The 12,707-nt window shown below is 43.7% G+C and carries 12 protein-coding genes, 2 tRNA genes and 1 riboswitch; of the genes, 11 read left to right on the top strand and 3 right to left on the bottom strand.

Annotated features, from left to right (window positions below; translation table 11 throughout):
• The first annotated feature begins 427 nt into the window (after window positions 1-427).
• The 11 genes from C900_RS30165 (at window position 428) to thiH (ending at window position 11,417) form a co-directional block, all read left to right on the top strand.
• Entirely contained in the window at window positions 428-574 is a 147-nt protein-coding gene (locus C900_RS30165) for a hypothetical protein (protein ID WP_009583623.1), read from the top strand.
• A gap of 92 nt (window positions 575-666) precedes the next feature.
• Entirely contained in the window at window positions 667-1,794 is a 1,128-nt protein-coding gene (locus C900_RS26775) for a glycosyltransferase family 4 protein (protein ID WP_040497648.1), read from the top strand.
• Window positions 1,795-1,907: 113 nt separating this feature from the next.
• Entirely contained in the window at window positions 1,908-4,094 is a 2,187-nt protein-coding gene (locus C900_RS26770) for an amylo-alpha-1,6-glucosidase (protein ID WP_009583621.1), read from the top strand.
• A gap of 78 nt (window positions 4,095-4,172) precedes the next feature.
• Window positions 4,173-5,213, top strand: coding sequence for a helix-turn-helix domain-containing protein (locus C900_RS26765; RefSeq protein ID WP_040497647.1), 1,041 nt, complete (start codon window positions 4,173-4,175; stop codon window positions 5,211-5,213).
• Between the two features lie 97 nt (window positions 5,214-5,310).
• Window positions 5,311-5,403, top strand: a riboswitch (TPP riboswitch).
• Window positions 5,404-5,453: 50 nt separating this feature from the next.
• Complete coding sequence (thiS, locus tag C900_RS26760) at window positions 5,454-5,657, top strand: sulfur carrier protein ThiS (protein ID WP_009583618.1); 204 nt, start codon at window positions 5,454-5,456, stop codon at window positions 5,655-5,657.
• Window positions 5,658-5,681: 24 nt separating this feature from the next.
• Window positions 5,682-7,553 (top strand): phosphomethylpyrimidine synthase ThiC, encoded by a 1,872-nt coding sequence (gene thiC / locus C900_RS26755; RefSeq protein WP_009583617.1) that lies wholly within the window; start codon window positions 5,682-5,684, stop codon window positions 7,551-7,553.
• 5 nt (window positions 7,554-7,558) lie between these two features.
• Window positions 7,559-8,161: a thiamine phosphate synthase gene (locus C900_RS26750; protein WP_009583616.1), complete on the top strand. Its 603-nt coding sequence runs from the start codon at window positions 7,559-7,561 to the stop codon at window positions 8,159-8,161.
• Entirely contained in the window at window positions 8,158-8,904 is a 747-nt protein-coding gene (locus C900_RS26745) for a hydroxymethylpyrimidine/phosphomethylpyrimidine kinase (protein WP_009583615.1), read from the top strand. The genes C900_RS26750 and C900_RS26745 overlap by 4 nt, the downstream gene beginning before the upstream one ends.
• Complete coding sequence (locus tag C900_RS26740; protein WP_009583614.1) at window positions 8,901-9,539, top strand: thiamine phosphate synthase; 639 nt, start codon at window positions 8,901-8,903, stop codon at window positions 9,537-9,539. Before C900_RS26745 ends, C900_RS26740 begins: the two co-directional genes overlap by 4 nt.
• Window positions 9,532-10,299: a thiazole synthase gene (locus C900_RS26735; RefSeq protein WP_009583613.1), complete on the top strand. Its 768-nt coding sequence runs from the start codon at window positions 9,532-9,534 to the stop codon at window positions 10,297-10,299. The genes C900_RS26740 and C900_RS26735 overlap by 8 nt, the downstream gene beginning before the upstream one ends.
• On the top strand, window positions 10,296-11,417 hold the full coding sequence (gene thiH, locus C900_RS26730; protein ID WP_009583612.1) for a 2-iminoacetate synthase ThiH: 1,122 nt from the start codon (window positions 10,296-10,298) through the stop codon (window positions 11,415-11,417). Before C900_RS26735 ends, thiH begins: the two co-directional genes overlap by 4 nt.
• 300 nt (window positions 11,418-11,717) lie before the next feature.
• Here thiH and C900_RS26725 read toward each other — a convergent pair.
• The 3 genes from C900_RS26725 to C900_RS26715 form a co-directional block, all read right to left on the bottom strand.
• Window positions 11,718-11,793: transfer RNA gene (locus C900_RS26725), tRNA-Pro, on the bottom strand.
• Between the two features lie 21 nt (window positions 11,794-11,814).
• Window positions 11,815-11,898, bottom strand: a tRNA-OTHER gene (locus tag C900_RS26720).
• Window positions 11,899-11,969: 71 nt separating this feature from the next.
• Window positions 11,970-12,485, bottom strand: a complete 516-nt coding sequence (locus C900_RS26715; RefSeq protein WP_009583611.1) for a YkgJ family cysteine cluster protein — start codon at window positions 12,483-12,485, stop codon at window positions 11,970-11,972.
• Window positions 12,486-12,707 lie beyond the last annotated feature (222 nt).

The raw sequence follows: 12,707 nt of genomic DNA, 5'->3' as shown, positions 1-12,707 counted from the left end.
GTCAGAATGACTGTTAAATTAAATTTTTGACTTTTGAGACACCTTCCGGTTCTGCTGTGCTTATATTTCAGCCTGTTCAAGGGTGAGGTGCTCAAAAATTGTCGGGGATTTTTACTCTGCTGCGGGGCAAATATTACTCAATTAAGATCTGCTAAACAGCTAGCCTATAGTCATTTCAAAGGCTTTTTACATCTGTGAGGAAGATTGGTTCCAGCCATTTGCCAAAGTTAAATAAGCTGATAATCAACTCAATAATTCCCTTAGTGCAATGGATGGATCGCAACAAGTTTTGAATGAACAAAAAGCCTGTTCTATTGCCTTGTAATGGCACGCCAATTGGAAGTATACATATCCGGACCTTTGAAAAAACAAAAGGTCATTTTTCAAAGCTTAACTGTTTGTGTAATAATCCATAACCTCATAAAAAATGAAAATACTCAACGATACTAATAAAGTAGATGATGTTTATTTAAGTCCTTATGACAGGTGGCTTAATTATGCCGGGGCCAACCATTCGACAGAAGTAGTAGGTAACAAAAAAACACTAAAAAAAGACGGTGATGTAAAAACCTGATACAGTCACTGCTATTTCGGATTTGTCGGTAGTCAAGTGGTTTTAATAAGGAGTAGAAAGAATAAGTGTATGTTGTAAAATCATTTGAAAGCATGAAAATAGCTCAAATATCCCCGCTGTGTGAATCCGTACCCCCGAAAGCTTATGGCGGCACTGAAAGGGTAGTATCTTATCTCACAGAAGAACTGGTGCGACAGGGGCATGAAGTAACGCTTTTTGCCTCTAAAGACTCACAGACTAAAGCGCAACTGGTCAGCACGGTAGAGCAGTCGTTGAGGCTTAAAGAAGGCGTGTTAGACACAGTAGCGCACCACATAGTGCAAATGCAGGAAGTAATAGAAAGAATGCATGAATTCGATATTCTTCATTTTCACACCGATTATATTCATTTTCCTGTTACCAGCAATACATCTATCCCCCATGTAACTACCCTGCATGGAAGGCTGGATATCCCTGACCTCCAGTATATCTACAATAAATTTAAAAATCAGCCGGTAATATCCATTTCTGATGCACAAAGAAAGCCACTGCCTCATGCCGAATGGGCTGGCACTGTGTATCATGGCTTACCGCTAAACCTATATACCAAAGGTGATGGTGATGGAGACTATGTAGTGTTTCTCGGGCGGATATCACCTGAAAAAGCGCCAGATAAGGCCATCGAAATCGCTCAACGAGCAGGTATACCCATAAAAATTGCAGCCAAAATAGACAAAGCCGATTACGAATACTACAGCCAAAAAATAAAGCCGCTGTTTAAGCTACCTCATGTAGAATATCTGGGAGAGATCGGTGAAAACGAAAAGGAACAGCTTCTTCAAAAAGCTAAAGCCTTATTGTTTCCTATTAACTGGCCTGAGCCTTTCGGAATGGTACTCGCAGAAGCAATGGCTTGTGGCACACCTACTATTGCATTTCCGAACGGTTCTGTTCCCGAACTGGTGGAAGAAGGAAAAACCGGATTAATAGTGCATGATACAGCATCAGCCGCCAGTGCGCTGAAAAACATAGATGCCCTCGACCGGGACCTAATCCGAAATACTTTTGAAAAGCGGTTCAGCGTACAAGTAATGGCTGATAACTACCTCTATATATATGACAACATCATTAATAAAAAAGGAAAAAGCATAGAGTTACCAGTAAATGGCCAATTGTCCATTGGCGCAAAACGGACTATAGCGAGCGAGGGTTACTTACATATAAACGGTACGAGAGGTTGATTTTATAGACGAACACCTAAACAAAACTTCCGGTTTAATTCTTTATTTAAGGAATAGCCCGAAGGCAAGTTTATTGCAAAAAATAACGTGTAGCATCAAAAACAACCGAACCTATGGCAGTAAATGAAAAAGACTTTGTCAAAGTTGAAGATGACAAATATTACATTTCAGCAGACTCCACTTATGCTGATGACAGGGTGCAGGTACTTAATCATTGCGATACCTTTGGAATTTTTGACAGTTGGGGCGATATCCTGCCTATTGGAAAGCAGATCCATGGCTTATATCATCAGGATACACGCTACATCAGCCGGATACAGTTGAAGATCAACAACTATCGCCCTACCCTGCTGAGCTCAACCATCAAGGAGGAAAATGAGATGCTATCTGTGGATCTTACAAACCCGGAAATGAAATTGGATAACGGGCAGATTGTTCACCACGGTTCGATACATATCCGGAGAATGCATTTCATGCGCACCAATATGTTCCATGAAAAAACCCAATTCACCAATTTCAATGACTCGGCACTTACTATCATTCTCTCCCTGCGTTTTGAAGGTGACTTTAAAGATATATTTGAGGTAAGGGGATTAAAAAGAGCCAGACGCGGCAATGTATTAAATAATGAATTTTCAGATCAGAGAAACCTTACCCTTGGCTATGAAGGCCTCGACCAGGTAAAACGGACCGCACAGATACAGTTTTCTCAACCTTTCTTTGACAAAAGTGAGGACACCGGTACTATGTATTTTGAGTTGTTCCTTCAACCAAACGAAACTTCTGAACTCGATTACCACATTGTATTCAAGATAGGTGAGAATTCAGACACCTTGGATGACCATGAGAGAAAAGATGGTTTGGAGCTGGAACAGGCTAAGGCTTATTTTGCCAGTATCCACACCTCAAATGAACAATTCACCCACTGGATCAATCGTTCGTTAACGGACCTGGTATCGTTGATGTCAACCACGGTGTACGGCAAATATCCTTATGCCGGTGTGCCTTGGTACAATACTGCTTTTGGTAGAGACGGTATTCTTACCGCATTTGAAACACTTTGGCTGGCGCCTGAGTTGTCGAAAGACGTGTTAAGGTTTCTCGCAAAAAATCAGGCATCGGAACTCAACGAGGCTTCCGATGCGGAGCCTGGCAAAATACTCCATGAAACGCGTGGTGGTGAAATGGTGGCCCTCAACGAAGTGCCTTTTAAAAAGTATTACGGCACCATAGACGCTACCCCTCTGTTTGTAATGTTGGCCGGGGAATACTACGACCGCACTGCAGATCTCGATTTTATAAAAGAAATATGGCCTAATTTGGAAGCTGCTATTGGCTGGATCGATAACTATGGAGACCTGGATAACGATGGCTTCGTAGAATACAAACACAAAGCAGCCAACGGACTGGCCAATCAGGGTTGGAAAGATAGCCTCGACTCGGTATCACATGAAGATGGACAACTGGCGGACCCTCCTATTGCTCTCTGTGAAGTACAAGGGTATGTATATGCTGCAAAAATGCACGCTGCGAAACTGGCCCGCATCCTGGGAAGAAATGACGAAGCCGAAGAATGGGAAAAGCAGGCCGGTTATCTCAAAGAAAAGTTCAATAAAACATTCTGGGACAACGAGTTGCAATGCTATGTACTGGCGCTGGACGGCAACAAGCAACCTTGCCGGGTTGTATCATCTAATGCCGGCCACGTCCTTTTTACGGGTATTGCTGACCACGACAAAGCGGAAAAAGTAGCCAAAGCCATGATGGCCGAGGATATGTTCAGCGAATGGGGTATCCGCACACTGTCAACTACAGCCAAAAGATACAATCCTATGTCTTACCACAACGGATCGGTTTGGCCGCATGATGTCGCGCTCATCAGCTATGGCCTGGCGCTGTATGGTATGCAAAACGAATCTGCAAAAATATTGCAGGGATTATTTGATGCTTCGCTATTTATCGACTTACAACGGCTGCCGGAGCTGTTCTGTGGATTTCCCAAAAGAAATGGAGAGGGTCCTACAGCTTACCCAGTGGCATGTTCACCGCAAGCTTGGTCGGTGGCCGCAGTTTTTATGCTTTTACAGGCTATACTTCAAATCCGTATCTTACCAGAAAAAAAAGAGGTCGTATTTCTCCGTCCTGTACTTCCTGAGTTTCTACCAGGTATTACCATTAGCAATCTGCCTGTTGGTGATACCCGGGCCACAGTGGAACTGATACGCTATGAAGAAGATCAACTGGTCGGGGTAAACTGGCTTAATCAACCCCGCGACTGGAGGCTCGTTGTTATTAAATAATGCCTCTAAAACCCTTGTCTAATCGGAATGCACTCATTCAGTGGGCGGATTGCCGCAAAAATTAATTAATTTGCGTTCATGTCTTTATATCAGGTTGTCCTTGTACTGCTCAGTGGATTGGGTGTACTTCATGGTCTTTTGCTGGGTGTGTATTTATGGTTCTATCCCAAGGGATTACCCTACTCGAATAAGATCCTGAGTATACTTTTGCTGGTATTATCATTCCGAATCGGCAAATCGGTACTACTCGAGTTTGTAGACCAGGTATACATTCAACTTATTTTCATAGGCCTGGCTGCTTTGTTACTTATTGGACCTCTGTTCTATTTCTATACCTTGTCTGTCATTGAAAAAAGATCTGTATTCTCCAAAACCATAATTCCTCATTTCTTCCCAGCCATTATAGCCATCATCTTTGGTGTTTGGATAAACGAAGATATACTCAAAAAAATACCTATAGTTGCTTTCATAGCAATCTTCGGCATCTACTATGGCCATTATATCTTATATATTGTCAGGGGCTACAGGATGATCCGAAAAGCAAAAAGCCGAATGGAGCATCCCGCTACGATACAGTGGCTAACACTTCTCACAGTGGCGCTGGTGGCGCTATGGGTGGTATATGTGCTAAACTTATTGGAAGAAAACGTTCCTTATGTTTTAGGGCCTGTACTGTACTCTGTTGTTGTCTATGGAATTACTTTTATAGTCATTAAAAAAGACTATATCAATCAGCCGGGTAATGCTAAATATAAAACCACCCCACTCCCGGAAGGAGAAATAGATCAAATATTTGACCGTGCAGAAAAGCTACTCCTGAAAAATAACCTATATAGGAACTCAGATCTAACACTACGCCAGCTCGGAGGCATATTGAAAGTGAGTCCTCAAAAGCTGTCAATGGCTGTCAACACGCGGTTCAAATCAAATTTCAATGATTTCGTTAATCATTACAGGATCAAAGAAGCACAGCAACGGATGAGAAATGAAGAATTTAAGAACCACACCATCGCTTCTGTGGCTTATGAAGTGGGTTTTAATAGTCTTACCAGTTTTAATTCGGCTTTTAAAAAGGAAACCGGGCAAACACCTTCAGCATACCGTAAAGAGACCTCATAGTGGTAATATCAATGTCTCTGCATTAAAGCAAAGCGCATGAGTATAGAATATTCCGTCTCCATCTTTGCGAAGTCGTTCGTATTCCATAATTTTGAATCAAATGCTTTAGGGGTGCTGTAAAAAGCTGAGATCTTACCCTCAAAAACCTGATCCAGGTAATACTGGCGAAGGGAAAAGTTGAAGGACCATTATATCCTCTCTTCTATTTGCGTACTTCCTAAAGTGTAAATCTATAAACTTATGGAGGTACAGATCAATCAACAATTATCTACCGTTTCTGACAATTCACCTTTATTGCAGGTTTTGGAAGCCCAGGGCCTTGCGCATTCCAAAGGAATTGCCGTAGCTGTTAATAACACTGTCGTGCCCAAAGGTGACTGGAAAGATCACGTCCTCCGGCCTAATGATAAAATCATGATCATCCGAGCTACGCAGGGTGGTTAAAACTCACATTAAACATCAGAAGATATGAAAAAAGATAAAACCCCGGGCGCAGAAGTGATCAGCCGCGATCCATTCCCAAAGTCAAAAAAAGTATATATTCCGGGCCAGCTTCATGACATTAAAGTGGCCATGCGAGAAGTGGAATTAACCGATACTCAGGATCGTTTCAACAACAAAACTGAAAAGAATGACAGCATTACGCTGTACGATACCAGTGGGCCTTACACAGATCCTGACATTTCAATTGATGTCAATGAAGGGTTGCCACCATTAAGAAACTCTTGGATACTTGATCGCGAAGATGTGGAAGAGCTACCATCTATCAGCTCAGAATATGGTAATCTGAGACTTAACGACCACTCTCTGGATGAACTGCGTTTTAAACACCTGAAAAAACCATTAAAAGCAAAAGCCGGTAAAAACGTAACGCAACTGCATTATGCCCGGAAAGGCATCATCACTCCTGAAATGGAATACATCGCCATTCGTGAAAATCAGAGACTGGAGCAGCTTTACAAAGGTGAGGATACACTTTGGAAACAGCATCCTGGCAATAGTTTCGGAGCCAATACCCCTAAAAAATGGATAACGCCCGAGTTTGTCAGAGATGAAGTGGCCGCAGGAAGGGCTATAATTCCTGCCAATATCAACCACCCCGAAATAGAACCGATGGTCATAGGCCGCAATTTCCTTGTGAAAATAAATGCCAACATCGGCAACTCGGCCGTCACCTCGTCTATCGAAGAAGAGGTGGAGAAAATGGTATGGGCGATCCGCTGGGGAGCCGATACAGTCATGGACCTTTCAACAGGAAAAAACATTCATGAAACCCGGGAATGGGTGATAAGGAACTCCCCGGTGCCAATAGGCACAGTGCCCATCTACCAGGCGCTGGAGAAGGTAAACGGAAAAGCCGAAGACCTGACCTGGGAGATATTCCGCGACACCCTGATAGAACAGGCCGAACAAGGCGTGGACTATTTCACCATCCATGCGGGAGTGCGATTGCAGTATATCCCGCTAACAGCAAAAAGAGTGACCGGGATCGTGTCACGAGGTGGTTCTATTATGGCCAAATGGTGCCTGGCACACCATCAGGAAAGCTTTCTGTACACCCATTTCGAAGAGATTTGTGAGATCATGAAAGCTTACGATGTTTCATTCTCTTTGGGCGATGGGTTACGCCCGGGGTCTTTGGCTGATGCCAATGACGCTGCCCAGTTTGCAGAACTGGAAACACTCGGAGAGCTAACCAAAATTGCCTGGAAACACGATGTACAGGTAATGATCGAAGGCCCAGGTCACGTACCCATGCATATGATCAAGGAAAATATGGACAAGCAGCTAAAGGAATGTCATGAGGCGCCATTCTACACGCTTGGGCCTCTTACCACTGACATTGCCCCCGGTTACGACCATATCACCTCAGCTATAGGTGCGGCCATGATTGGGTGGTTCGGTACAGCTATGCTTTGTTATGTAACGCCAAAAGAACACCTGGGCCTTCCCAATAAAAAAGATGTCAAAGACGGAGTGATCACTTACAAGATCGCTGCACACGCTGCAGACCTTGCCAAGGGCCACCCAGGCGCTCAGTACAGAGACAATGCCCTTAGTAAGGCCAGGTTTGAATTTCGTTGGGAGGATCAGTTCAACCTTTCACTTGATCCTGATACCGCCAGAGAATTTCATGATGAAACCCTACCTGCCGAGGGCGCTAAGATTGCCCATTTCTGCTCCATGTGCGGGCCTCACTTTTGCAGTATGAAGATCACCCAGGATGTAAGAAAGTATGCAGAGGAGAAAGGCTTGGATAATGAAGAAGAGGCCGTACAAGAAGGCATGAAAGAGAAATCCGAAGAATTTAAACAGGCAGGTTCTGAAATTTATTTGTGATAATCATGAGCGCTGTAATAGCCATCACACAAAATAATGCTTTACTCAACGAAGCTGAACTCTGTATACAGCTTCTTGAGTTGGGCCTTTATAAGATGCATATCAGAAAACCTGAGTGGTCAACCAAACAGTTGATCGCACTCATTTCGGAGATCCCTGAGCAATACAGAAAGCGATTGGTGATCCATCGCGATCCGGATGCTGCAATAGCCACAGGTGCAGGAGGCCTGCACCTTCCTTACCGCGAATTGATTACGGGAAGACTTTCACTACCTTCTGAGCTGTCCTTATCGGCCTCTGTACATTCGTGGGAAGAAGCGCAAACAGCAATGAAGCTTTGCTCCTACTGCTTTGTAAGCCCAGTGTATGACAGTATATCGAAAAAAGGATATGTTGCCAACGAGCACCTGAGCCATGTACCCCCTGCCCTCAGGCAAAAGCAGATCTATGCATTAGGAGGTATCCATGCGGGTAACTGCCTCGAAGCGATCGCTAAGGGTTATGCTGGGGTCGCTGTCTTAGGATATATCTGGGATATACCCGGAGAAGAAATATCGCGCGCCAGTCAGTTAATCCGGGTAATGTCATCGGAAAAAATGAGCATATGAACACATTACATCCTATCGCTATGACTATAGCCGGCTTTGACCCAAGTGGTGGCGCCGGACTGCTCGCAGATATAAAAACCTTCGAACAATGCGGTGTCTACGGGTTCGGCTGCGCTACTGCTAACACCATCCAGGACGAGCGGCGTGTGGATAAGGTAATGTGGCACCCGCTTGATACCATCCTGGACCAGATCAATATTTTACTTAAAAAATATTCTGTAACACATTTTAAGATCGGGATCGTAGAAAGTTGCGAGGTCTTTTCAGCAATAAAGACACACCTGATCAGTCAAAACCCGCGGGCACAGATCATTTGGGATCCGGTGCTGAAGTCGTCTTCTGGATATACGTTTTTAAAAAACAATCTGCCTTTGGAAAATTTATTGAAAGATGTATCACTCATCACACCGAATCTTCCTGAATTCAACACGCTATTCGGAAGTGAGGAAAAGGCATTTCAACTCTCACATGTGTGCGATATCTACCTGAAAGGAGGCCACAACGAAAGTAAAGTGGGCGTGGATCACCTGTATAGTAAAGGAATTAAGATATCATTTTCTGCCGGTCTTCATAAGGTACACCAAAAGCATGGCTCGGGTTGTGTACTTTCTTCAGCCATCACAGCCGCTCTCGCTACCGGCCATGGCTTGCAGAAAGCCTGCAGGCTGGCCAAGAACTATACCGAATTGTTCCTATCGTCACACCCATCACTGTTGGGGTGGCATAAAAATGTAATGCTATGATTGAAAAGCTACAATTTATAACCCAACAAAATGAAAAGTTCACCCATTTAACTGCAATGGAAGCAGCTTTAAAGGCCGGAGTGAAATGGGTACAGCTAAGAGTTAAGGACCAGTCTGCAGATGTGGTCACAGACCATGCATTTAAAGCCATGCAGCTATGTGATGAGTACGGTGCCAAACTTATTATAAATGATTACCCTCTTATCGCCAAAGAAACAGGAGCGGCCGGTGTGCATCTCGGAAAGGATGATGTGACTGTAGATCAGGCAAGAAAGATACTGGGGCCGGATAAAATTATAGGGGGAACTGCCAATACAGTTCAGGATATCATTGGTCATGAACGTAATGGCGCTGATTATATAGGATTGGGACCATTCAGGTTCACCACCACTAAAAAAAAATTAAGCCCTGTGCTGGGTCTGGAGGGCTACAGGCAGATACTAAAGGAATGTACTAAAAGAGGTATTCGGGTACCAATAATTGCTATTGGAGGCATTGAGATCATTGACATCCCCTCGCTGTTGGGCGCAGGGGTATACGGTATAGCCGCATCGTCATTGATCATCAGAAATGACATATCGAATACGATCAAAACGATTAATGAAATTCTAAAAGTGGAGAAACATTATGCTTAAGATAGGTGATAAAATATTCAGTTCGCGGCTGTTTACCGGAACAGGCAAGTTCAGTAATGGTGCGATCATGAAGGAAGCGCTTTTGAAAAGTGGAAGCGAGTTGGTGACCGTGGCTTTGAAAAGAGTAGATCCCGGGAGTACAGAAGATAACATCCTTAGCTACCTGAATGACGCTCAGTTTAACCTTCTTCCTAATACCTCCGGTGTCAGAAATGCAAAGGAAGCCATATTTGCTGCTGAACTGGCAAGAGAAGCCCTGGAAACCAACTGGCTTAAGCTGGAAATTCATCCTGATCCGAAATACCTGCTACCGGATCCTGTGGAAACATTGAAAGCTGCCGAAGAGTTGGCTAAAAAAGGATTTGTAATACTCCCCTATATTCATGCAGACCCGGTGTTATGCAAAAGGCTTGAGGAGGCCGGGGTGGCTGCCGTTATGCCGTTGGGATCGCCCATAGGAAGCAACAAAGGACTGAAAACCTTAGATTTTTTAGAGATCATCATAGAACAGAGCCAGGTGCCGGTGATAGTAGATGCGGGTATAGGAGCGCCATCAGACGCTGCCAAAGCTATGGAAATTGGCGCTGATGCCGTATTGGTGAATACTGCCATTGCCGTTTCTGAAAATCCAGTGGCTATGGCAGAAGCATTCCGTATGGCTGTGAAAGCAGGAAGAATGGCCTTCGAGGCCAAACTCGCCAAACCGTTTGACCATGCCACCGCCAGTAGCCCCCTCACTTCATTCATTGACGAGTTATGAGCTTTTTAGAAGTTTTTAAGACTTATCGGTGGGACCAGGTTAAAAATGACATCCACAGGAAAACCTTTGAGGATGTAGAAAGAGCCCTGTACAAAAGCCATCGTAACCTGCAGGATTTTATGGCGCTGATATCACCTGCTGCGGCTCCCTATCTGGAACAAATGGCGCAACAAAGTCATCAGTTGACGCAAAAAAGATTTGGAAAGACAATACAAATGTATATCCCCATGTATCTGTCTAATGAATGCCAGAATATCTGTACCTATTGTGGTTTCAGTTTGGATAATAAGATCCCAAGAAGGACCCTGTCAGAAAAAGAGATCCTCTCAGAGATTGGCCACATTAAAGGCATGGGATATGACCACATTCTGCTGGTAACGGGTGAAGCCAATAAAACAGTGGGTGTCGACTATTTCAAAAAAGCATTAAAGCTAATCACTCCCGAATTTTCTCACGTTGCACTCGAGGTACAGCCTTTAGATCAACATGAATACGAAGCGCTGATTGACCATGGTCTGAATACTGTTCTGGTTTACCAGGAAACATATCACGAAGAAGATTATAAAAAACACCATCCTAAAGGCAAAAAGTCTAACTTCAACTACAGGATCGAAACCCCGGATCGCCTGGGGAAAGCCGGTATTCACAAAATAGGGCTGGGAGTACTTTTTGGACTGGAAGACTGGCGAACAGACTCATTCTTCACAGCCCTTCACCTGCAATACCTGGAAAAGAAGTACTGGCAAACCAAATATTCCATTTCCTTTCCCCGACTACGGCCACATACCGGTGGACTAACTCCAAAAGTAGAAATGACGGATCGTGAACTGGTACAATTGATATGCGCCTACCGAATTTTCAATGAAGAGGTAGAATTGTCATTATCTACGAGGGAATCACATAAATTTCGTGACAATGTTATCAAACTGGGCATTACGTCCATGAGCGCTGGCTCAAAAACAAATCCGGGGGGCTACGCCAATGCGCCTGATTCTTTAGAGCAGTTTGAAATTGACGACCAGCGATCTCCTGCAGAAATTACCGCCATGCTTAGGAGACAGGGTTATGAACCGGTTTGGAAAGATTGGGATAAGGTGTTTACAGTGCTTAGTTTTTAGTTTGCAGTTCTCAGTTCACAGTTCACGGTTCACAGTTTTCTGGTTGCCTGTTTGGGGTTTGATGTTTGATGTTTGATGTTTTACTTACAGCTTAAAGCTCAAAGCTTGCGGCTATCCGTGCTTCAGTCTTCTGACTTCCGGCTTCTTTTGCCTACTAATATGTGTTTGATGTTTGTTTTGATGTTTCACAGTTTGCAGTTTTTAGCTCACAGTTTTTAGTTTTTTTTTACAAACTGTGGACAGGGAACTGTAAACTGAAAAAGTAGCATGAAACAAACCTCTAATTCCTGTCTTGCTGATGTCGTGGCGACAGGATTCGAACCTGCGACCCCCACGTCCCGAACGTGGTACGCTACCGGACTGCGCTACGCCCCGAATAATGACTCCCGGTAAAAGGAGCCTCTTACAGGACTTGAACCCTGCACCCTCCCGAAGTAAATTAAGTAAATTCGGGATGCTCTACCAACTGAGCTAAAGAGGCCTCAAAAACTAACATAAAGTTAAATCCGCGATCATATTCTTCAAAATAAAGGCCCCGGACTTAAATTTGGTTTAGTACTTCCAATGCAATTCCTTTTTCAACCGTTCGAACACATTAAATACAATAGGACAAACCGAATAGTTACCGACTACTCCCCATAATCTCGAAGTAAAACCAGGTTTATGTAAGTGAGGGAATGACCTGCAATTGTCCGGTCTGGCCTCATAAATACTGCATTTTTTTTCTTTCAAAAAAGAACACGGAACATGTTTAAAAACCAGATCATTAAATTCATCTGTTTCTGTATAGTCTTCTTTTATCTGTTCGACCTTTGCACCTGCTCTTCCGGCTATCCGCTCCAGGTCATGATGTGTAACGCATATCTGCAGTGTTGCACAACAGTTCCCACATTTGGTACAATCAATCCGGGATGAGACCTCTTCATTTAATCGATGAACTATCTCATCTATACGTTCGGGGTTCTTTTGCTTTAAAAACGTCCTGAATTCATAATTTTCATCTTCTCTGATCTCCCCAAGAGCCTCAATCTTTTTCAGGTCAAGTTCGATATGTTGCTCTCTGTTCATTGTCTTTATCAGATATTGATAAAGATATAAAAAATAGAGAAAACGAGTTGTGTAAACTAGTGTTGAGTTAAGTGTACTGTGCCGTATAAGTTGCAGTTATTTTTGTTCCAGGCAACGCAAAAATATGAGCATCCCGAAAGCTTTAAGTGTTATTCGGGACAGGCTTCTCATCCTGCCGGTGCCAGAACTTAGTGAGTATAAAACAGAAAAGCCTGAAGCTTT

The sequence above is a fragment of the Fulvivirga imtechensis AK7 genome, from assembly GCF_000331535.1.
GTDB classification, from domain to species: domain Bacteria; phylum Bacteroidota; class Bacteroidia; order Cytophagales; family Cyclobacteriaceae; genus Fulvivirga; species Fulvivirga imtechensis.
Note: the sequence above shows the minus strand (reverse complement) of the source record. Positions and strands in the feature narration are given on the sequence as shown.

Coding starts and splice junctions, on each gene's coding strand:
- C900_RS30165 (WP_009583623.1), top strand. CDS start 428: ATGAAAATACTCAACGATACTAATAAAGTAGATGATGTTTATTTAAGT.
- C900_RS26775 (WP_040497648.1), top strand. CDS start 667: ATGAAAATAGCTCAAATATCCCCGCTGTGTGAATCCGTACCCCCGAAA.
- C900_RS26770 (WP_009583621.1), top strand. CDS start 1,908: ATGGCAGTAAATGAAAAAGACTTTGTCAAAGTTGAAGATGACAAATAT.
- C900_RS26765 (WP_040497647.1), top strand. CDS start 4,173: ATGTCTTTATATCAGGTTGTCCTTGTACTGCTCAGTGGATTGGGTGTA.
- thiS (WP_009583618.1), top strand. CDS start 5,454: ATGGAGGTACAGATCAATCAACAATTATCTACCGTTTCTGACAATTCA.
- thiC (WP_009583617.1), top strand. CDS start 5,682: ATGAAAAAAGATAAAACCCCGGGCGCAGAAGTGATCAGCCGCGATCCA.
- C900_RS26750 (WP_009583616.1), top strand. CDS start 7,559: ATGAGCGCTGTAATAGCCATCACACAAAATAATGCTTTACTCAACGAA.
- C900_RS26745 (WP_009583615.1), top strand. CDS start 8,158: ATGAACACATTACATCCTATCGCTATGACTATAGCCGGCTTTGACCCA.
- C900_RS26740 (WP_009583614.1), top strand. CDS start 8,901: ATGATTGAAAAGCTACAATTTATAACCCAACAAAATGAAAAGTTCACC.
- C900_RS26735 (WP_009583613.1), top strand. CDS start 9,532: ATGCTTAAGATAGGTGATAAAATATTCAGTTCGCGGCTGTTTACCGGA.
- thiH (WP_009583612.1), top strand. CDS start 10,296: ATGAGCTTTTTAGAAGTTTTTAAGACTTATCGGTGGGACCAGGTTAAA.
- C900_RS26715 (WP_009583611.1), bottom strand. CDS start 12,485: ATGAACAGAGAGCAACATATCGAACTTGACCTGAAAAAGATTGAGGCT.